The sequence below is a fragment of the Streptomyces sp. LUP30 genome (genome assembly GCF_001746365.1).
Taxonomy (GTDB): domain Bacteria; phylum Actinomycetota; class Actinomycetes; order Streptomycetales; family Streptomycetaceae; genus Streptomyces.
In genome coordinates, this window is sequence record NZ_MJAJ01000036.1 from 23,557 (window position 1) to 42,603 (window position 19,047).

Below are 19,047 nucleotides of genomic sequence, written 5' to 3' on the forward strand. Positions count from 1 at the left end.
CGCCCTGCCCGTGACGCCGGGGCCGGCGCGGGCGTTGGGCACATGGGAAACGGGAGGAAGTGCACGATGACCGAGGCTGCGGCGAGCGGACTGGACGAGCGTGTCCTGGGGCGTCGATGGACCGTGCGCCTGGACGCCGCCGAGCGGGGCAGCGCCGCGGTGCGGGTCTCGTGCAGTCGCCCGTCCTGTGAGCAGCAGCGTCTGCCGTCCGCGGCCGCCGGCCGTGCGGCCGCGGTCACCCACCTGAAGGCTCACCTGAAAGCCGCTGCGGCGCCTCGGGAAGAGGCGTACTGCGCGTGCCGGGCGGAGAGCTGCCACACCCACGTCCGGCCCGCCGACCGGCAGCCGCGCGCCCAGCCCTGGCGGTGCGGCGGTGCGGTCGTCCTGGCCGTGCTCACCGACCGGGAAGGCCGCTGGTGGCAGGCTCTGGAGTGCTGTTCACGGTGCGCGGCGGCCATGCCGGGCGCCAAGATCGTCACCACCGCGGCGGGCCCGGGCGCGCCCGCTCCCTCCGGCCCGACGATCAGCGTCCCGGCCCCGGCCGGCCGGCCGTCGGCCGCCCCCGCGGGCGCGCCCCGGTTCTCCGACGTCGCCCCCCAGGGCGCCGGCCCGCGTCCGGCGCCGTCTCCTCGCTCCGCCCCGGTACGGCACCGGCGGCCGCCCGGGAAGATCGCTCAGCGGATCGTCCCCCACGACCTTCAGCCCGAGGTCCTGCGTGACGAGCTCGTCGAGCTCGGCGATCTGTTCCGCGCCTACCAGAAACGCGCCGAACCCGACCTGGCGCTCCTCGCCGACCTGCACGACCGAAAGGCCCGCGCCTTCCTCACCTGGGCCGACGTCACCGACGACGTCAATCTGCGGCTGGAGGCCCGGCGCGCCGAGCAGGCCGCCGCCGCCGCCCGTTCCCAGCACCGGCACCGCACCGGCGGCGGCGCGGACGCCGACGGGCCGACCGTGGCCCGCCTGCTGAGCGCGCCGTCGCAGTGGCAGCACGCGCGTTCCGTCCTCGCGCACGTGGGCGACCACAGCCCGCTGCCGGGTCCGGAGGCACGGCTGCTGACGGTGATGCTGACCCTGCGCACCGCGCACACCGGCTCCGGCAACCTCGTCGGGCAGGACGTCACCGCGCTGGGCCTGACCGACCCGGAGGGCCTGGTCGAGCAGCTGACCGGGTGTGGCTGGCTCCGCATCCCCGGCACGGTGGCGGACCTGCTCGCCTCCCGGCCGGAGAACCCCACCCCGGTCACCGTCCCGTCCCTCGTCCCGCACGAGGACGACGCGGGACCGTTCGCGTTCGGCAAGAAGATGCGGCCCAAGCTCAGCGGCTGGGCCCAGAGGGTCGTCTCGGACAAGAAGCTCCGCAAGGCCAAGGCTCCCGCGGGGGCCCGGCTGCTCGCCCTGACGCTGGCCACCCGGACCGAGGCCGACGGACGGCTCGGACCCGGCGGCGAGGGCGTCGGCCTGGAGTCGCTCGCGGCCTGGTGCCCGGTGGGCCCCGACGCGTTGCCGCACGCGGTGGATCTGCTGATCGCGGCGGACTGGCTCACCGATGCCGCTCTGAGCGGCGCCGGTCTCACCGGCCGGCTGGCCGAGCGCGTCCTGCCCCTCACCTGTCCCCTCCGCTAGCCGGGCCGCGCCGGGCCGACCGCCGTCCGGGGCGGAGCGTCAGGGGGCCGGGCAGGAGGCCGGGGACCCGGCGGCCGTCTCGGCTCCGGGCCCCCGGGCGACTCCGCCGGCGCGGGATCAGCGACGACAGCGGTCCGCGCCACCGGCCTGAACTTCCGAGCCCTCAGGGAGAGTTCAGCCGCGAGGAGCTTCAGCATACGTAACGTCCGAGCGCGGTCGCCAACGGCGGCCCCGAGGGCCGTCCCGCCCTCTTGATGTGCCGGCGCGAGCACGCCATATTGGTCCGGACCATTGCCGCCGTGCCGGGCCGGGAGGCGAAGCCGTGCGACGTGTTGCGCTGGGAATGGCGGGAAGCGGGCTGGTGGCGGTCCTGGCGTGCGGCTGCGCCGTCGACGGCGGCTCCGACGAGGGGCGGGCGCCCGGCGCGCCGACCGGCGTCAGCGCCCGGGCCGGGAGCGCGACGAGCGTGCACGTGATGTGGAACGCGGTCGCCGCCGACCCCGAGGTCAGCGGCTACGAGGTGTACCGGGGCGCGAAGAAGGCCGGCGAGGTGTCCGGTTCCGCGCACATGCTGGACGTCGTCCGGCTCGCTCCGTCCACCGCGTACGTCTTCACCGTGCGGGCCCGCGGCGCCGACGGGCGGCTGGGCCCGCGCAGCCGGGAGGTGCGGGCCACCACGCCGGCCGCCGCCGCGGACCGCTCGGCCCCCAGCCCGCCGGGCGGGGTCACCGGCCGGGCGGTCGGGAGCCGGGCCGTCCAGCTGTCCTGGTCGGCGTCCACGGACGACCGCGCGGTGGTGTCGTACGACGTCTGCCAGGGCGGCGTGAAGATCCACAGCGTGGGAGGCGGCCAGACGGCGACGGTCGTCACGGGACTGCGGCCGCACACCCGCTACGCGTTCACCGTGCGGGCCCGCGACGCGGCCGACAACGTCTCCTCCGCCGGCCCGCCCGTGCGCCTCACCACCGCGCCGGGCGACGACGAGGGGCCGGACACCGCGCCGGGCGACTTCCGGGCCACCGTCCGTCTCGCCGACGGCGCCTACTACCTGGACCTCGCCTGGACGCCGCCACGGGTGGACGGCGTCGTCACGGAGTACCAGGTCGAGCTGGACGGGCGGCCGGCCACCTCGCTGGTCTGGGGCGGCGCCCCGCCCCGGGGGAGGGCGGCGTACAGCTTCTACGCGGGGCGGGAGGCGGGGGTCGGCCGGCGTGTGCGCCTGCGGGCGCGCCTGCCGGACGGCACCTGGGGCGCGTTCTCGGCGGAGCGGACGGTGACGACGGGCGAGAGCGGGTGAGCGGGCCTGCGCATGGGCCGTCCGGAGGAATCCGTCACCTGCCCGGGGGCAGCCCGGGTGCGGGGCGGACGCGAGGCGCATTGGCTGACCCTGAGGCAGCACGGGCGTACCCGATCCTCGGCGGCGCAAGGGATGTACCGCCAACCGTGCCGCCGCCGGAGGACATCCGATGCGCACTTCCCGTCTCCTCGTCCGCTCAGGGCTGACCGTGGCAGCCGCCGCCGCACTGCCCCTCACCCTGGCCTCCGGGCCGGCCGCCGCCCGGGCCTCGGGCATCTCCGTCAGCACGACCGGATCCACGGTGTCGGTCGTGACCGGCTCCTGCACCCAGATCAACGGCAGCTGGGGCACGGCGGCGCTGCTCACCCGCGGCCAGGCGAGCTTCTCGCAGGGCCGTCAGGTGGCCCTGTCGGGGACGGCCGCCGGGCAGTCCGCCGCCTGGTCGGCCGTCTCCCCGGGGACGTACACCGTCGTCGTCATGTGCTCGCGCGGCGACACCGCCGGCACCCAGTCCGTGATCGTCTCCGCCCCGTCCACCCCGACGATCTCCGCGACGGCCTCGCCCTCGCGGGGGGTGATGGGCGGGCTCGGCGGCGCGGCCCGCGACTACGGCACCGTCACCATGGCGGTGGGCGGCGCGCTGGTGGGGGCGGGCGCCATCGCGGCGGCCTGGTTCCTGCGCCGCCGCTCGAAGCCGTACCGGCTCTGAGGCCCGTCACCGCCCCTCGGGCCGGTCGACCGCGGCGGGCAGCCCCGCCAGGGCCTCGGTGAGCCACTGCGTCCAGAAGGTCTCCAGTTCGATGCCGGCGCGCAGGACCAGGTGCTGCAGCCTGGCCTGCGCGCTGTCCTCGCCGGGCGGGAAATCGCGCTTCTCGATCTCCTCGTACTCGGCCAGCTGCCGCCGGTGCAGCTCCAGATGGCGGCGCAGGTCGGCCTCCAGGCCCGCGGTGCCGACGACCGCGGCGGCGCGCAGCCTCAGCAGCATGGCGTCCCGGTGCGGCTTCGGGTCCTGGGCGGCCGCCGTCCACCGCGCGAGTTCGGCGCGCCCCGCGGGCAGGACCTCGTAGACCTTCTTCTGCCCGCGGGCCGGCTGCTCGGCGGGCAGGGCGCGGATGTGGCCCTCGCCCTCCAGCCGTCCCAGTTCGCGATAGATCTGCTGGTGCGTCGCCGACCAGAAGTAGCCGATCGACCTGTCGAAACGGCGGGTCAGATCCAGCCCCGACGAGGGTCGCTCGAGCAGGGCGGTGAGGATCGCGTGCGGGAGTGACATGACGTCATCCTAGGGACGGTCCCGAGGCCTCTACAGTGCCGCCGCCAGCTCTGTGCCCTGCTGCACGGCGCGCTTGGCGTCCAGTTCGGCGGCCACGTCCGCGCCGCCGATCAGGTGCACGGAGCCGCCGGCCGCGACCAGGGCGTCGTACAGGTCGCGGCGCGGGTCCTGGCCGGTGCACAGGACGATCGTGTCGACCTCCAGGACGGTGCTCTGCTCGCCGACCGTGACATGGAGTCCGGCGTCGTCGATGCGGTCGTAGCGCACGCCCGGGACCATCGTGACGCCCCGGTGCCTGAGCTCGGTGCGGTGGATCCAGCCGGTGGTCTTGCCGAGGCCGGCGCCGACCTTGCCGGTCTTGCGCTGCAGGAGGTGGACCGTGCGCGGCGGGACGGGGCGTTCGGGGGCGGCGAGACCGCCGGGGCCCTGGTAGTCCATGTCGACGCCCCACTGGCGGAAGTAGGCCGCCGGGTCCTCGCTCGTCTTGTCGCCGCCGTCGGTGAGGAACTCGGCGACGTCGAAACCGATGCCGCCCGCTCCGAGGATCGCGACGCGGTCGCCGACGGGCGCGCCGTCGCGCAGGACGTCGAGGTAGCCGACGACGCTCGGGTGGTCGACGCCCGGGATGTCGGGGGTGCGGGGGCTGACGCCGGTGGCGACGACGACCTCGTCGTAGTCGGCCACGTCCTCGGCGGTGACGCGCGTGTCGAGCCGTACGTCCACGTCGTGCGCGTCGAGCTGGTGGCGGAAGTAGCGCAGCGTCTCGTCGAACTCCTGCTTGCCCGGCACCTTGCGGGCGACGTTCAGCTGGCCGCCGATCTCGCTCGCCGCGTCGAAGAGGGTGACGTGGTGGCCCCGTTCGGCCGCGCCCACCGCGCACGCCAGGCCCGCGGGCCCCGCGCCGACGACCGCGACGCGCTTGCGCAGCCGGGTCGGGGCGAGGACCAGCTCGGTCTCGTGGCAGGCGCGCGGGTTGACCAGACAGGAGGTGATCTTCCCGCTGAAGGTGTGGTCGAGGCAGGCCTGGTTGCAGCCGATGCAGGTGTTGATGGCCTCGGGCGTGCCGGCCGCGGCCTTGTTGACGAAGTCGGGGTCGGCGAGCATCGGGCGGGCCATGGACACCATGTCCGCACAGCCGTCGGCGAGCAGTTCCTCGGCCACCTCGGGGGTGTTGATCCGGTTGGTGGTGACCAGGGGCACGGAGACCGCGCCCATGAGCTTCTTCGTCACCCAGGTGTAGGCGCCGCGCGGTACCGAGGTGGCGATGGTGGGGATACGCGCCTCGTGCCAGCCGATGCCGGTGTTGATGATCGTCGCGCCGGCCGCCTCGACCGCCTTCGCCAGGGTGACGACCTCGTCGAGGGTCGAGCCGCCGGGCACCAGGTCCAGCATGGACAGCCGGTAGACGACGATGAAGTCCTCGCCGACCGCCTCGCGCACGCGTCGCACGATCTCCACCGGGAAGCGCATGCGGTTCTCGTACGAGCCGCCCCAGCGGTCCGTGCGGTGGTTGGTCTGGGCCGCGATGAACTCGTTGACGAGGTAGCCCTCGGATCCCATGATCTCGACGCCGTCGTAGCCGGCCCGCCGGGCGAGGCGGGCGGCGCGGGCGTAGTCGTCGATGGTGCGCTCGACGTCGGCGTCGGTGAGCTCGCGGGGCACGAAGGGACTGATCGGCGCCTGCAGGGGGCTCGGCGCGACCAGCTCCCGGTGGTAGGCGTACCGGCCGAAGTGCAGGATCTGCATCGCGATGCGGCCGCCCTCGCGGTGCACGGCGTCGGTGATGAGCCGGTGCTGCTCCGCTTCCGCGTCCGTGGTGAGCTTGGCGCCGCCCTCGCCGGGCCGGCCCTCGTCGTTGGGGGCGATGCCGCCGGTGACGATGAGGCCCACTCCGCCGCGTGCGCGGGCCGCGTAGAACTCCGCCATGCGCTCGAAGCCGCGCTCGGCCTCCTCCAGGCCGATGTGCATCGAGCCCATCAGGACGCGGTTGGGCAGCGTGGTGAAGCCCAGGTCGAGCGGGCTCAGCAGGTGGGGGTAACGGCTCATGGCAGGCCTCCGTGCGCGGCGGTAGTCCCTCAGTTCTAGAGGACCGCACACGGGTTGTGCAACTAGTTGCACAATGAGGCCTGGCCCATGTGCCGCAGGTCACCGGCTCACCGGCTCACCCGTTCAGGTGCTCACCGGCTTTCGAGCAGCACGTGCAGTTCCCGTTCCTGGTCGCCGGAGGCCGAGGACAGGTCGCGTACCGAGAACACCGAGTCGAGCGTCGAGCGGAGCCGCTCGATCGCCCAGTAGCTGCCCTGCGCGTCGGCCTCGACGGACGACGAGAGCCGGGCCGGTTCGGCGCACTCGCGCGCTTCGGTGACCTCGAAGGTCCCGAGCCACACCATCGGGCGGGACTCGTGAAGCTGCTGCGGCTCCTCGCCGCTGTCGCGGTCGGACTCGAAGCACGCGTTGAGCGCGTCGAACACGATCCGGGCGTCCTCCTTGCTGCATCCGCTGATCTCGACGGAGACGGACTCCTCGTGCGATCGCTCGCGATCCATCGTGATCGCTCCTCTCGTGGGGTGGCGCGGCTGTGCGGGTTCCCCGCGAAGCGCTCCACATCCCCAGCAGAACATCCCTTTCCGATCGGGACCAGCGACGGGCCGACGGCGCGAGCGGCCGCCGGCCTTGGGCTCAGCCGCGGGTGAAGCGGTACGTCTTGCTGTCGGTCAGCACACAGAACCCGGGCGAGACGACGATCACGCGCAGGGTGCCGCTGCGGCGGTCGTAGTCGACGCCCTCCGCCTCGAAGGAGCCCGAGCAGGAACTGCGCAGCGGAAGCTGACGCAGGGCCGTCACATGGCCGGTGACGTCCGAGCCGCCGTTCGGCTGCGCGGACAGGTCGATCTGCAGAAGGGGCTTGGTGACGCCGAAGAGGGTGCCGGCCGGGTCGTCCGAGGAGCACAGCAGGGTGGTCGGGCCGGTGAAGTCGCAGCCCTGGACGTCGCGCACGGCGTGGTCGAGGCGGACGGTCGACGCCTGGGGCAGATCGGCGGAGGGCGAGGTGCTCGCGTTCGCGCCGGGGGTCGGGAAGACGAGGAACCGGGTCATGGTGCCCCACTCGCCCGAGAGCATCCACTGGCTGTCCGGCGTGATCGCGACCCAGGAGTTGTTCAGGGCCTCGCCCGGGCCGAGCGCGTGGACGTACTCCGACCAGGCGCCGCCCGGCGCCTGCACCCGGTACATCTTCGAGCCCTTCGAGTCGCTCTGGTAGGGCTCGACGTAGTAGCCGCCGTAGGTGGCGTCCGGGTCGCCGACGTGGTTCCAGCCCCGGACCGACACGGACAGGGGGATGGTCCCGATGCCGGTGTAGCGGTTGGCGCCGCCCGCCGGCACCTCGACCGAGGCCAGTCCCTGGCTCTCGGTCAGCGGGTCGGCCCGGTCGGAGCCGATCTCGGTCCAGGCGTCCGCGGCGGCGGCCTGCGGGGCCGCGGACAGGGCGGTGACGGTCGCGACGGCCAGCGCGAGGAAGGAGGCGCGGGCGGTGCGGGCGGCGCCGGCCAGGGAGGCGCGACGGCGGACGGGGCGCAGGGGCATGGGTCTCCTCGTGAAGGGGGGGTGGGGCGCGCTCGGCGCACAGTCTGGCCCGTGATTGTGGTCATGTACAGACCAATCAGATGGACGGGGGCGGACCCTGAGGAGAACGGCGCGCCGAGCCGTACTGGAGGACCATGGAGAGGGGTGTCCGGGCGTGGGAGAAATGGCTTGAACGCGAGAGAACAGGGGGAGCCGGCATGGGGGACGACGTGCCGCACCGAGGTGCGGAGGCGGTGCAGGGCATGAGCGCACGCGGATCGTCCACGGGCGACGACGGCGGCCCCACCGGGCCCAGCGGCCTGCTGGACGTGCTGAACGTGGCCTCCGTGGTTCTCGACACGGACGGCCGTATCGCGCTGTGGAGCCCTCAGGCAGAGGAGCTGTTCGGCTATTCGGCGGCGGAGGCTCTGGGCAGGTACGCGGCCCGGGTGATGGTGCACGAGCGGCACGTCGACGTGGTGGTGAAGCTGTTCGCGGACGTCATGGCCACCGGCCAGAGCTGGGCGGGGGCGTTCCCCGTCCGGCGCAAGGACGGCACCACCGTGCTGGTGGAGTTCCGCAACATGCGGCTCATGGACGACCGGGGCGAGGTCTACGCCCTGGGACTGGCCGCCGACCAGACGACGGTGCGCCGGCTGGAACGCGACCTGGCCCTGTCCACCCGAATGGTCGCGCAGTCCCCCACCGGCCTCGCCGTGCTCGACACCGACCTGCGGTACGTGTCGGTCAACCCGGCGCTGGAGCGCATCAACGGCGTGCCGGCCTCCGGCCACCTCGGACGCACGGTGCGCGAGGTGCTGCCGTCGCTGGACGCCGACGCCCTGGAGGACGCGGCACGCCAGGTCATGCGGACGGGTGAACCGCTGGTCGACCGCTACCTGGCGGGACGCACCCCGGCCGACCCGCAGAAGGACCACGCCTGGTCGTGCTCCCTGTACCGCCTGGAGGACGCGCGCGGCACCGTTCTGGGCGTCGCCGTCTCGGTCAGGGACGTCACCGACCGGCACCAGGCGGCCGTCGAGGCGGAGGCGGCGCGCCGCCGGCTCGCGCTGGTCGCCGACGCCTCGGCCCGCATCGGCACCACCTTGGACCTGGAGCGCACCGCCCGTGAACTGACCGAGGTGGCCGTGCCGGAACTGGCGGACGTGGCCGCCGTGGATCTGCTGGACGCGGTGGTGGCGGGGCGGCGCACCAGCCTCGGGCCCGCCGAGCCCGCCGTCATCCGCGCCCTAGCGGTGCTGGCCGCCGACGAGCCGGACGCGCTGCGGGCGGCCGACCGGCCCGGAGAGGTGGCCCGTTACGCACCCGACCGGCTCGTCACCGAGTGCGTGCGCTCGGGCCGGCCGGTCATGCTGGCACAGGTGGAGGAGGCCGACCTCGCCCGCATCGCCAGCTCACCGGAGGCGGCCGCCCTGCTGGCCCGGGCGGGCGTGCACTCCTACCTGGCGGTGCCGCTCATCGCGCGGGGCGAGGTGCTGGGCGCCCTGGACCTGAAACGGACCCGCAACCGGGCGACGTTCAGCAACGACGATCTGCTGCTCGCCCGCGAACTGGCGGCCCGCGCGGCCGTGCAGATCGACAACGCCCGCTGGTACCAGAACGCCCGCACCACCGCGCTCACCCTCCAGCGCAGTCTGCTGCCGAGCCATCCGTCGGTCACCGGAGGCCTGGAGGTCGCCTCCCGCTACCAGCCCGCGGGCGCCACCACGGAGGTAGGCGGCGACTGGTTCGACGTCATCCCGCTGCCGGACGGCAAGACGGCGCTCGTCGTCGGCGACGTCATGGGCAGCGGCATCGACGCCGCCGCCACGATGGGCCGGCTGCGCACGGCGACGACCACGCTGGCCTCGCTCGACCTCGACCCCGCGGTGCTTCTGGAACACCTGGACCGCATCACCCAGGGCCTGGACCACTCCATCGCCACCTGCGTGTACGCCGTCCACGACCCACGGCTCGGGAGGTGCCGGATCGCCAACGCGGGGCATCTGCCGCCGGTCCGGGTGCGCCCCGGCCGCCCGCCGGAGCTGCTGGAGCTGCCGACCGGCGTGCCGCTGGGCGTGGGCGGGGTGGCGTTCTCCACGACCGACGTCGACTTCGCCCCCGGCGACCAGCTGGTGCTGTACACGGACGGCCTGGTGGAGACCCGCACCCACTCCCTGGACGAGCGCCTGGAAGCGCTGCTGGCCCTGCTCGACGATCCCACCCGGCCCCTGGAGGAGCTGTGCGACCTGCTGCTGGAGGCCTTGCACCACCCGGACAACCAGGACGACGTCGCCCTGCTGGTGGCACGGGCGCTGACCGCCGGATAGCCGGTTCACAGGTTCCCGTTACCGCTTCCTTATCCGGCTCCTCGGACAATCACAGACAGGTGCGACAAGGGCGTCGCCGTTCGTCGCCGAGGAGAGTGAGCCGCCATGCAGGAGCCCCAGGAACCGCAGGAACCGCAAGGCCCGCAGCGGCCGCCCGAGGGCGAACCGCTCCCGGGTCAGGCCATCGGCGCCGAGGCACGCGAGGGCGGCCCGGCAGGCGCCCCGTGGCGGCGCCGCCCGTCCCGCGCGCGGGCGCTGGTCGCGGCCACGGCCGTCGCGGTCCTGGCACTGGGCGGCACCGTCGCCTACGCGGCCACGTCGAACGGCTCCGGCGGCGGCTCGCCGTCCGCGTCGCCCTCCGCCTCCTCCTCCGAGGGGCCCGGCGGACGGCACGGTCGGGGCGGACCATGGTCCGGTCTCGGCGACGCGGCCCACGGCGAGGCGACCGTCAAGGACCGCGGCACCGGCGACTGGGTCGTCCGCGTCTGGCAGCGGGGCACCGTCGAGAAGGCGGACCGTTCCCGCCTCACCGTCAAGAGCGAGGACGGCGTCTCGTGGACGTGGACGCTGAGCTCGGACACACGCGTCTTCGGCGACGGCGCCTCCGGCTCAGGTTCCGGCTCCGGGGCCGCCGCGCCGAAGAAGGGCGACACCGTGTTCGTCGTCGGAACACGTTCCGGGGACACGAACACGGCCGATCGGGTCCTGTCCGGCTCCTTCGGCGACCGCGGCCGGGAGAATCGCGACCATGACCACGACCACCGCGGGGGCTTCCCCGGGCACGGCCCGTGGGACCGCGGGGGCCAGAACCGCTCCCCCGGCCCCACGGGCAGCGGCGCCGCTACCTGAGCCTGGTCCCGAGGATCACATGGGCCGACAGCTCCTCGTCCCGCGCCACCCGCACGGTCAGACCGCTGCGGGTGAACGCCTCCACGGCCGCCGGGGCCTGGCGCTCGCTGGTCTCGACGAGGAGGCACCCGCCGGGGGCGAGCCACTGCGGCGCCCCGGCGGCGACCCGGCGCAGCACGTCCAGTCCGTCGTCGCCGCCGTCGAGGGCGGTGAGCGGCTCGTGCTCCCGGGCCTCGGCCGGCAGCAGGGGCACCTCGCCGGTGGGGACGTACGGCACGTTGGCGGCCAGGATGTCGACGCACCCGCGCAGCCGGGCGGGCAGCGGCGCGAACAGATCGCCGGCGTAGGCGTGTCCGCCGTACTCGGCGAGATTGCGCCGCGCACAGTCCACCGCCACCGGGTCGATGTCCGCGGCGTGCAGCTCGATGGGCCCGAGCGAGGCGGCCAAGGCGGCGCCGACCGCCCCCGAGCCACAGCACAGGTCGACCACCACCGACGCGTGCGGCACCGCGGCGAGCGCCTCGTCGACGAGGAACTCGGTGCGGCGGCGGGGCACGAAGACGCCCGGTTCGACGCCGACGCGCAGTGCGTGGAACTCGGCCCAGCCGACGACGTGTTCGAGGGGCAGGCCCGCAGCACGGCGTCGCGCCATGGCGGCGGCCGCGTCCGCGGTGGGGGCCGCTTCGAGGATCAGCTCGGCCTCCTCCTCGGCGAAGACGCACCCGGCGGCGCGCAGGGCGAGGACGAGGGCGTCACGGGAGGACGGGGGCCGCGAAGGGGACGCGGAAGCGGCAGGTGTGAGGGGAGGCATGGAGCCGAGGAGCCTTTCGAGAAGCCGAAGAGCGCTCCCGCGATCGCCTAGGCGCGGCGGTCCACGCCGTCACGAGAGGAGAGCACCCGACCTGACACAGCGGTAATGGGTCTCACCTCCCGGCCTCGCGCGACCGGGAACCTCCGCGGCCGACGGCCACCCTACCCCAGCGCCCGCCCGCTGTTCATGACATCCCCGGCATTGAAGTTGTATTATACAACTGAGCGATCTGGGAGGAGAGGGCCGGTGGAAGCAGCCGACGCCGTGGAGACGATCCAGCGGGAGATGACGAGCTTCGCCCGGCGGGCCCGCGCCTCGGCGGGCCGGCTGCATCCCGAGCTGTCCCTGGTGTCGTACACGCTGCTCGGCCACCTGGAGGAGAGCGACGGCTGCCGGGCCACCGACCTCGCCGCGCACTACGCCCTGGACAAGTCCACGGTCAGCCGTCAGGTCGCGGCCCTGGAGCGCGCCGACCTGATCGACCGGCGCCAGGATCCCCAGGACCACCGCGTCCAGGTCCTCCACCTCACCGACGCCGGACGGCGCATCCTCGCCCAGGTCACCGAGAGCCGTCGCGCCGCCTTCCACGAGCGCCTGGCCGAGTGGCCGGCCGGGGACCTGGAGCGGTTCGCGGAGTACCTGGTGCGGTACAACGCCTGGCCCGGCAGCGCCCCGGACGGCGACTGAGCTCCGCCCCCGGAGAGCACGCCTAGGGCACCGGGACCGCCGCCGCCCGTCCCTCTCCCAGCCGCTCGGGCGTCCTGGCGGCCAGGAACGCCGTCCGTCGGCGCAGGCGGAAGCCCAGGGACTCGTAGAGGCGGACGGCGTTCGCGTTGTCCGCGGCGGTGTGCAGGAACGGCGTGTCGCCGCGTTCCCGGATGCCGTGGGCGACGGCCAGGATCAACCGCGTCGCCAGCCCCTCGCCGCGGAAGGCCGGGTCGGTGCACACCGCGCTGATCTCGGTCCAGCCCGGCGGTCGCAGCCGTTCGCCGGCGAGGGCGACCAGGGCGCCGTCCCGGCGTATCCCGAGGTAGTCGCCGAGCTCGATGGTGCGGGCCTCGAACGGGCCCGGCCGGGTGCGCGCCACCAGGTCGAGGATCTCCGGCACGTCGGCGGGGCCGAGCCGGACCGCCTCCGGATCGGGGGCCGCGTCCAGCCCGTCGTCCACGAACTGAGCGCCCTCAATCCGGAAGGTGATCTCCCAGCCGGCCGGGACCTCGCCCCGGAAGCCCAGCAGCGGAACCTCCGCCCCGGGACCGGCCAGCGCCGCGACGTCCGCCCAGTCGTCGGCGTCCGGTTCGGCCGGCATCGCCAGCCAGGGCGACACGTCGACGGGGTAGCGCAGGACGCGCCCCCGGCGTTCGGCGAAGTGCGCGTGCGGACCGGTGAGGGCGGCCAGCGCGGGATGGTCGAGCACGTGCCCGACCCCGCCGCTCGCTCCCTCGCCCGGCGCGTACCCGGCCGCGCTCACGCGCCCGCCCCGGTCTCCAGGACGACCTTGCCCCGGGCGTGACCGCTCTCGACCTCGCGCAGCGCCTCGCCGGCCCGCTCCAACGGGAACCTCCGGGTGACGTGCGGGTCCAGGTCGCCGCGCACGACGAGGTCCGCCACCGCCCGCAGGACGGCCGCGTCGCGGGCGCGCGCCACCCGTGCGCCGCCCAGCCGCTCCACCTCCTCGGCCGCCGCCCCGGCGGTGATCAGCCGCGAGCGGTCCCGCACCAGCCCGGCCGCCTCGTGCAGCACCTCGCCGCCGACGAGGTCGTAGACGCCGTCGGCGCCCTCGGGGGCGACCGCCCGCACGGCGTCCGTCCAGCCGGGGCCGGAGGGCACGTGAACGGCGCCCAGCGACTCCAGCAGGTCCTTCTTGCCCCCGCCCGCGACGCCCACGACACGCACCCCCAGGGCCCGGGCGATCTGCACGACGGCGACGCCCACCCCGCCGCCCGCACCCGTGACCAGCACCGTCTCCCCGGCGGACAGGCCGAGCTGGTGGACTCCGTCGTAGGCGGTCGCGGCGGCCACCGGGAGGGTCGCCGCGTCGGTGAACGACAGCTCGGCGGGCTTGTGCGCGGTGACGGCAGCGGCCAGCAGGACGTACTCGGCCCAGCTGCCGGCGACGGCGGAGCCGAACACCTCGTCGCCGGGCGCGAACCCGGTGACGTCCGCCCCGGTCTCCACCACGACGCCCGACGCCTCGTTGCCCAGGACCGCGGGGAACGCCCGCTCACCGCTCTCGCCGGGGCGCAGGAAACCCGTGCGCTGCTTCCAGTCGACGGGGTTCACGCCCGCCGCGCGCACCGCGACCAGCACCTGGCCCGGCCCGGGGCGGGGCCGCTCCAGATCGACGAGAGCCTCGGTCTCCGGGCCGCCGTACCGGGTGAAGACGTACGCCTTCGGCATTGCTCCCACTCTCCTTCGCCGGTGTCCGCCGTCCCCGGACCGCCGGACCCGCCGGACGTTCGGGGACGACACGTGCAAGGGTGCGCGGCCGGGCCCTATTCCCCGCCCGCGGGAGCGTTCACACGGCGTTGACGATCGACGGGCGGACCCGGTGCGGGGCGCCCCTGACTTGCACGTACGGTGGACTGCGCAAGCAACCGCCGCCCTTCACGCTGGAACCGCATGAACGTCACCCGAGGCTTCACCGGCCGCCCCCGCGTCGCCGATCCGGGGCTGCCCCCCGGCCAGTACGACGCCGGCGACGACTGGCCCGTGCTGTCCGCCGAGGTCACACCCGACCTGGCGCCCGCCGACTGGACCTTCCGCATCGACGGGCTGGTGCGGACGCCCCGCACCTGGGACTGGGACGAGGCGCACGCGCTCCCGGAGTCCGCCTACGAGGGCGACATCCACTGCGTCACGAGCTGGTCGAGGTTCGGGGTGCGGTTCGGGGGCGTCTCCCTGGACGCGTTCCTGGCGGCCGTACGCCCCGAGGCGACCGCGACCCACGCGGTGGCGTACTCCCACACCGGGTACACCACGAACCTGCCGCTGGCCGACCTGACCGGCGGACGCGCCTGGATCGCCTTCGACCACGACGGCGAGCCCCTCGCGGCCGAGCACGGCGGTCCGGCGCGACTGCTGGTGCCGCACCTGTACTTCTGGAAGAGCGCCAAGTGGATCGCGGGCCTGCGCCTCCTCGACCACGACGAGCCCGGCTTCTGGGAGCGGAACGGCTACCACGCGCGGGGCAACCCGTGGGAGGAACAGAGGTACTCCGGTGACTGAGGTCTTCGCCGCCCCGTCCCGGGCCGCCGCTCCCCCGTCCGGGACCTTCACACCCGTGACCCGGTTCGCCGTGCCCGGCCGGATCGCGGTCAGCGGCCGGGCGGCCTCCGAGTGGCAGACGGCGACGCTGACCGAGATCCGCCGCGAGACCCCGCTGGCGTCCACCTTCCGGTTCGCGACGCCGGCCTGGGCGGGGCATCTGCCCGGCCAGCACCTGATGCTGCGGCTGACGGCCGCCGACGGCTACACCGCCCAGCGCCACTACTCGATCGCGTCCGCGCCCGACGACGAGGGGCACATCGAGCTGACGCTGGACCACGTGGACGGCGGCGAGGTCTCGGGCTGGTTCCACACGACGGCCCGGCCGGGCGACGAGGTCGAGGTGCGCGGCCCGCTCAGCGGCTTCTTCGCCTGGCCCGGCGACCGGCCCGCGCTGCTGGTCGGCGCCGGGTCCGGCGTCGTCCCGCTGATGTCGATGGTCCGCCACCACCGGGCGCGCGGCCTCGACGTGCCGCTGCGGCTGGTGGTGTCCGCCCGCGGTCCCGAGGAACTGATCTACGCGCGCGAACTCGGCGCGGAGACGACACGCGTGTTCACCCGGAGCGCGCCCAGGGGCGCGCCCGTGGGCCGCCTCGACGCAGAGCACCTGGCGCCGCTGCTCGCCGAGGAACCGGCAGGCGGCTGGGAGGCGTACGTGTGCGGCTCGAACGGGTTCGCCGAACACGCGTCACGGCTGCTGGTCGAGGCCGGGCAGCCGGTGGACCGCATCAGGATCGAACGCTTCGGCTGACCCGGGCCGGACGGCCGGCCCTTCCCTCAGGACCGCGCCCGGGGCCTTGTCCGGGGCGCTGTCGAGGGGCCGTCGCGCACGATGCGTGAAACGATGTACTCCGAACGGAGTACCTCCCTCCGGTGGGCACTCGTACGCGTGACGGCGAGGAGGTCGACATGCGAAGCGGGGTGCGTGGCTGGCGTCGGCGGAACAATCCGCTGCGGCGCCGGTCGGATGTCGTCGAAGCGTGGACGGCGCTGGTCGTCGCCGTGCTGTTGCTGGTGGCCGCGCCCCTGGCCGGGGCGCTCGCGGGCCGTTGGGCCCATGACGACGCCCAGGCCGCCGCGGTCCGGCAGCGGGCCGACCGGCATCGGGTGAGCGCGCAGGTCGTCGGCCGCCCGCCCGAGACCATGCCCGCCGTGGAGGGCGGCAGACAGCAGACGGTCGCGGTGAGCGTGCGGTGGACGCCGCCGGGCGAACACGCGCGGACGGCCACCGCCCGGGTGCCGGAGGGCACACACCGGGGTGACGTGGTGGACGTCTGGTTCGACGACCACGGCCGCAGCGTCGCGCCGCCGCCGAACGACACCATGGTCTGGCAGCACACGCTCACCCTGGGCGTCTGCGTGGCCGGCGGCGCGGCGGCCTCGGTGCTGCTCGGGCACGTCGCCGTCCGCCGGGTGGCGATGCGTCACCGGCTGGCCGAGTGGGAACGGGAGTGGGAGCGCACCGAACCGGAGTGGACCCGGCGCAGGCCCGCCTGAAGCGTGCGAGGCAGTCTGGTGACGCCTCCCTCGCCCCCGTACGGTGTGATCATTCGTATGGGCAATTGACAAAAGGCGGTCCTTCATGGCCCTGTTCGACCTGTCCGGCGACGAGCTCCGCGCGTACCGCAGCGCCTCCACCGAGCCCGCGGATTTCGAGGCGTTCTGGTCCAAGACCCTCCAGGAGGCCCGCGAGCACGACCTGGACGCGCGCTTCGAGCCGGTCGACACGGGTCTGACCACGGTGCAGGTGTACGACGTGACGTTCGCCGGGTTCGGCGGCCACCCGGTCAAGGGCTGGCTGACGCTGCCCGCCGAGGCGGACCGACCGCTGCCCCTGGTCGTGGAGTTCGTCGGATACGGCGGCGGCCGAGGACTGCCGCACGAGCACCTGCTGTGGGCGTCCACGGGCCGTGCGCACTTCATCATGGACACCCGCGGTCAGGGCAGCGCATGGGGCGGCGGGGGCGGCACCGCGGACCCGGTGGGCGGCGCGCCCTCGTACCCCGGTTTCCTGACCCGGGGCATCGACGCCCCCGAGAACTACTACTACCGACGGGTGTTCACGGACGCGGTCCGCGCGGTCGAGGCGGCCCGATCGCATCCGCTGACCGACGCCTCGCGGACCGTGGCGGTCGGCGGGAGCCAGGGCGGCGGCATCACGATCGCCGTGGGCGGTCTGGTGCCCGACCTGGCGGCGGTCGCGCCCGACGTGCCGTTCCTGTGCGACTTCCCCCGAGCGGCGACGCTGACGGACCGTCATCCGTACCGGGAGATCGGCCTGTTCCTCAAGACGCACCGCGGCCGCGCCGCGGACGCGCTGCGCACCCTGTCCTATTTCGACGGCGTCCACTTCGCCTCGCGCGGCTCGGCCCCGGCCCTCTTCTCGGCGGCGCTGGAGGACCAGACCTGCCCGCCCTCCACCGTGTTCGCCGCCTTCAACGCCTGGTCGCACGAGGACAAGGCCATCGAGGTGTACGAGTTCAACGACCACGAGGGCGGCGGGCCGTACCAGGAGGCGGTCAAGCTGCGCTGGCTGCGCTCGTACGCCTGAGCCGCCGCACGAGGCGGACGTGCCGCCGGGGACGCGGGACGGCACTCCCGGTACGGGAACGGCGCCCCCGGAGCGACCGTGCCGGATCCCCGGGGTGACCGTGCCGGGTCCCGGGTGATCCGCGCCGATCGCCTTCCCTCCAGTCCGACCAGTCGGTACGTTCAGGGGGGTCCGGGCCGCACCGTCGCGGTCCGGACGTCCCGACCGCCCACGGAGGGCCCATGTCCGAGCACGTGCCACAGGTCCACGGCCACTGCGACCCGCGGTTCGCCGCACTGCGCACCGCCTTCGAGGAGAACTTCCGGGACCGGGCCGAGCTCGGCGCCGCGGTGAGCGTGACGGTCGACGGCGTGACGGTGGCCGACCTGTGGGGCGGCTGGGCCGACCCGGCGCGCACCCGCGCGTGGGAGCGGGACACGCTGGTCAACGTGTGGTCCACGTCGAAGGGGCCCACGGCGCTGTGCGCGCACATCCTCGCCGACCGGGGACTGCTGGACTTCGACGCCCCGGTGGCCGCGTACTGGCCGGAGTTCGCCGCCGCGGGCAAGGAGCGGGTGCTGGTGCGGCACCTGCTGTCCCACCGCGCCGGTCTGGCCGGGCTGCGCGAGCCGCACTCGCTCGAACAGCTCTACGACTGGGAGCTGACCACCGCGCGCCTCGCGGCCACCGAGCCCTGGTGGGAGCCGGGCACCCGGTCGGGCTACCACGCCCTGACCTTCGGCTTCCTCGTCGGGGAGGTCGTACGGCGGGTGTCGGGGCTGCGGCCGGGGGCCTTCCTGGAGCGGGAGGTGAGCGGTCCGCTGGGCGTCGACTTCACCATCGGACTGGCGGAGAAGGAGGCCCACCGGGCGGCGGAGCTGGTGCATCCGCCGGCCGCCTCGGCGAGCGAACAGGCCGCGATGTTCAGCCGGCTCACCCCTGCGGCCATCGCCGCGCTGACCAACCCCCTGGCAGGCGCGGACGAGGCCAACTCACCCCGATGGCGGGCCGCGGAGATACCGGCCGCCAACGGTCACGGCACGGCCCGGGCCGTGGCGGCGCTCTACGGCGTCTTCGCCGGCCGGGGCGCGTACGGCGGCCGGCGCGTCCTGTCCCCCGAGGGGGCCGAACGGGTGCGCGAGGGGCAGGGCGCCTGCCGGGACGTGGTCCTGGGGTCCGGGTTCGATCACGAGACGGAGATCGGGCTCGGGCTGTGGCTCAGCGGACCGAACGGATCGTACGGGCCCAACCCGCGCGCTTTCGGTCACGACGGGTTCGGCGGCTCCTGCGGACTGGCCGACCCGGAGGCCGGGGTGTCGCTGGGGTACGTGATGAACCGGATGGGGCCGCGCATCGCCGACGACCCGCGCAAGATGGCGCTGATCGAGGCCCTGTACGGCGCGCTGTGAGCGCGGTCGCGGCGGGGGCCCGGTGCGGGGCGGAGGGGCGGATGCGGGGCGGACCGGTTTCGGCCGATCCGCCGGTCCGCCCTTCCCTGCTGGTTTA

18 protein-coding genes are annotated in these 19,047 nt (G+C 74.5%); 11 read left to right on the forward strand and 7 right to left on the reverse strand.

Features of this window, described 5'->3' with window-relative positions; genetic code table 11:
• The first annotated feature begins 66 nt into the window (after window positions 1–66).
• The 3 genes from BG482_RS26090 (at window position 67) to BG482_RS26100 (ending at window position 3,632) form a co-directional block, all read left to right on the forward strand.
• The gene (locus BG482_RS26090; protein WP_069771581.1) at window positions 67–1,626 is read left to right on the forward strand and encodes a hypothetical protein; all 1,560 of its coding nucleotides are present in this window, start codon (window positions 67–69) and stop codon (window positions 1,624–1,626) included.
• 343 nt (window positions 1,627–1,969) lie between these two features.
• Complete coding sequence (locus tag BG482_RS26095) at window positions 1,970–2,923, forward strand: fibronectin type III domain-containing protein (RefSeq protein ID WP_069771582.1); 954 nt, start codon at window positions 1,970–1,972, stop codon at window positions 2,921–2,923.
• Window positions 2,924–3,092: 169 nt separating this feature from the next.
• Window positions 3,093–3,632, forward strand: coding sequence for a hypothetical protein (locus BG482_RS26100; protein ID WP_069771583.1), 540 nt, complete (start codon window positions 3,093–3,095; stop codon window positions 3,630–3,632).
• Between the two features lie 6 nt (window positions 3,633–3,638).
• Here BG482_RS26100 and BG482_RS26105 read toward each other — a convergent pair whose 3' ends face one another.
• The 4 genes from BG482_RS26105 to BG482_RS26120 form a co-directional block, all read right to left on the reverse strand.
• Window positions 3,639–4,193, reverse strand: coding sequence for a PadR family transcriptional regulator (locus BG482_RS26105; RefSeq protein WP_069771584.1), 555 nt, complete (start codon window positions 4,191–4,193; stop codon window positions 3,639–3,641).
• Between the two features lie 30 nt (window positions 4,194–4,223).
• Window positions 4,224–6,239, reverse strand: coding sequence for an FAD-dependent oxidoreductase (locus BG482_RS26110; RefSeq protein ID WP_069771585.1), 2,016 nt, complete (start codon window positions 6,237–6,239; stop codon window positions 4,224–4,226).
• A gap of 131 nt (window positions 6,240–6,370) precedes the next feature.
• On the reverse strand, window positions 6,371–6,739 hold the full coding sequence (locus tag BG482_RS26115; protein WP_069771586.1) for a hypothetical protein: 369 nt from the start codon (window positions 6,737–6,739) through the stop codon (window positions 6,371–6,373).
• Between the two features lie 133 nt (window positions 6,740–6,872).
• Window positions 6,873–7,775: a hypothetical protein gene (locus BG482_RS26120; RefSeq protein ID WP_069771587.1), complete on the reverse strand. Its 903-nt coding sequence runs from the start codon at window positions 7,773–7,775 to the stop codon at window positions 6,873–6,875.
• A gap of 242 nt (window positions 7,776–8,017) precedes the next feature.
• Between BG482_RS26120 and BG482_RS26125 the strand changes: the two genes are divergently transcribed.
• Both BG482_RS26125 and BG482_RS26130 read left to right on the forward strand, forming a co-directional pair.
• Window positions 8,018–10,084 (forward strand): SpoIIE family protein phosphatase, encoded by a 2,067-nt coding sequence (locus BG482_RS26125; protein ID WP_069771637.1) that lies wholly within the window; start codon window positions 8,018–8,020, stop codon window positions 10,082–10,084.
• 105 nt (window positions 10,085–10,189) lie between these two features.
• Complete coding sequence (locus BG482_RS26130) at window positions 10,190–10,933, forward strand: hypothetical protein (RefSeq protein WP_069771588.1); 744 nt, start codon at window positions 10,190–10,192, stop codon at window positions 10,931–10,933.
• Here BG482_RS26130 and BG482_RS26135 read toward each other — a convergent pair.
• Window positions 10,926–11,744, reverse strand: a complete 819-nt coding sequence (locus tag BG482_RS26135) for a putative protein N(5)-glutamine methyltransferase (RefSeq protein WP_069771589.1) — start codon at window positions 11,742–11,744, stop codon at window positions 10,926–10,928. The genes BG482_RS26130 and BG482_RS26135 overlap by 8 nt on opposite strands.
• A 246-nt stretch (window positions 11,745–11,990) precedes the next feature.
• On the opposite strand from BG482_RS26135, the gene BG482_RS26140 reads away from it, so the two are divergent.
• Window positions 11,991–12,431, forward strand: a complete 441-nt coding sequence (locus BG482_RS26140; RefSeq protein WP_069771590.1) for a MarR family winged helix-turn-helix transcriptional regulator — start codon at window positions 11,991–11,993, stop codon at window positions 12,429–12,431.
• Between the two features lie 22 nt (window positions 12,432–12,453).
• Here the strand turns inward: BG482_RS26140 and BG482_RS26145 are convergent, their stop codons facing one another.
• On the reverse strand, window positions 12,454–13,215 hold the full coding sequence (locus tag BG482_RS26145) for a GNAT family N-acetyltransferase (protein WP_069771591.1): 762 nt from the start codon (window positions 13,213–13,215) through the stop codon (window positions 12,454–12,456).
• On the reverse strand, window positions 13,212–14,144 hold the full coding sequence (locus BG482_RS26150) for an NADP-dependent oxidoreductase (protein ID WP_069771592.1): 933 nt from the start codon (window positions 14,142–14,144) through the stop codon (window positions 13,212–13,214). The genes BG482_RS26145 and BG482_RS26150 overlap by 4 nt, the downstream gene beginning before the upstream one ends.
• A gap of 222 nt (window positions 14,145–14,366) precedes the next feature.
• Between BG482_RS26150 and BG482_RS26155 the strand changes: the two genes are divergently transcribed.
• The 5 genes from BG482_RS26155 to BG482_RS26175 all read left to right on the forward strand — a co-directional run bounded on the left by BG482_RS26155 (window position 14,367) and on the right by BG482_RS26175 (window position 18,950).
• Window positions 14,367–14,972, forward strand: a complete 606-nt coding sequence (locus tag BG482_RS26155) for a sulfite oxidase-like oxidoreductase (RefSeq protein WP_069771593.1) — start codon at window positions 14,367–14,369, stop codon at window positions 14,970–14,972.
• A 55-nt stretch (window positions 14,973–15,027) separates the two neighbouring features.
• Window positions 15,028–15,762 carry a ferredoxin reductase gene (locus BG482_RS26160; protein WP_069771638.1) on the forward strand — a complete coding sequence of 245 codons (735 nt, stop codon included), beginning with the start codon at window positions 15,028–15,030 and terminating at the stop codon, window positions 15,760–15,762.
• Window positions 15,763–15,920: 158 nt separating this feature from the next.
• Window positions 15,921–16,508 (forward strand): hypothetical protein, encoded by a 588-nt coding sequence (locus BG482_RS26165; RefSeq protein ID WP_069771594.1) that lies wholly within the window; start codon window positions 15,921–15,923, stop codon window positions 16,506–16,508.
• 85 nt (window positions 16,509–16,593) lie between these two features.
• Window positions 16,594–17,562 (forward strand): acetylxylan esterase, encoded by a 969-nt coding sequence (locus tag BG482_RS26170; RefSeq protein WP_069771595.1) that lies wholly within the window; start codon window positions 16,594–16,596, stop codon window positions 17,560–17,562.
• A gap of 221 nt (window positions 17,563–17,783) precedes the next feature.
• Window positions 17,784–18,950 (forward strand): serine hydrolase, encoded by a 1,167-nt coding sequence (locus tag BG482_RS26175; RefSeq protein ID WP_069771596.1) that lies wholly within the window; start codon window positions 17,784–17,786, stop codon window positions 18,948–18,950.
• Window positions 18,951–19,047 lie beyond the last annotated feature (97 nt).

Bases quoted from the DNA above. Each gene is read 5' to 3' on its own strand.
- BG482_RS26090 (WP_069771581.1), top strand. From the start codon at position 67: ATGACCGAGGCTGCGGCGAGCGGACTGGACGAGCGTGTCCTGGGGCGT.
- BG482_RS26095 (WP_069771582.1), top strand. From the start codon at position 1,970: ATGGCGGGAAGCGGGCTGGTGGCGGTCCTGGCGTGCGGCTGCGCCGTC.
- BG482_RS26100 (WP_069771583.1), top strand. From the start codon at position 3,093: ATGCGCACTTCCCGTCTCCTCGTCCGCTCAGGGCTGACCGTGGCAGCC.
- BG482_RS26105 (WP_069771584.1), bottom strand. From the start codon at position 4,193: ATGTCACTCCCGCACGCGATCCTCACCGCCCTGCTCGAGCGACCCTCG.
- BG482_RS26110 (WP_069771585.1), bottom strand. From the start codon at position 6,239: ATGAGCCGTTACCCCCACCTGCTGAGCCCGCTCGACCTGGGCTTCACC.
- BG482_RS26115 (WP_069771586.1), bottom strand. From the start codon at position 6,739: ATGGATCGCGAGCGATCGCACGAGGAGTCCGTCTCCGTCGAGATCAGC.
- BG482_RS26120 (WP_069771587.1), bottom strand. From the start codon at position 7,775: ATGCCCCTGCGCCCCGTCCGCCGTCGCGCCTCCCTGGCCGGCGCCGCC.
- BG482_RS26125 (WP_069771637.1), top strand. From the start codon at position 8,018: ATGAGCGCACGCGGATCGTCCACGGGCGACGACGGCGGCCCCACCGGG.
- BG482_RS26130 (WP_069771588.1), top strand. From the start codon at position 10,190: ATGCAGGAGCCCCAGGAACCGCAGGAACCGCAAGGCCCGCAGCGGCCG.
- BG482_RS26135 (WP_069771589.1), bottom strand. From the start codon at position 11,744: ATGCCTCCCCTCACACCTGCCGCTTCCGCGTCCCCTTCGCGGCCCCCG.
- BG482_RS26150 (WP_069771592.1), bottom strand. From the start codon at position 14,144: ATGCCGAAGGCGTACGTCTTCACCCGGTACGGCGGCCCGGAGACCGAG.
- BG482_RS26155 (WP_069771593.1), top strand. From the start codon at position 14,367: ATGAACGTCACCCGAGGCTTCACCGGCCGCCCCCGCGTCGCCGATCCG.
- BG482_RS26165 (WP_069771594.1), top strand. From the start codon at position 15,921: ATGCGAAGCGGGGTGCGTGGCTGGCGTCGGCGGAACAATCCGCTGCGG.
- BG482_RS26170 (WP_069771595.1), top strand. From the start codon at position 16,594: ATGGCCCTGTTCGACCTGTCCGGCGACGAGCTCCGCGCGTACCGCAGC.
- BG482_RS26175 (WP_069771596.1), top strand. From the start codon at position 17,784: ATGTCCGAGCACGTGCCACAGGTCCACGGCCACTGCGACCCGCGGTTC.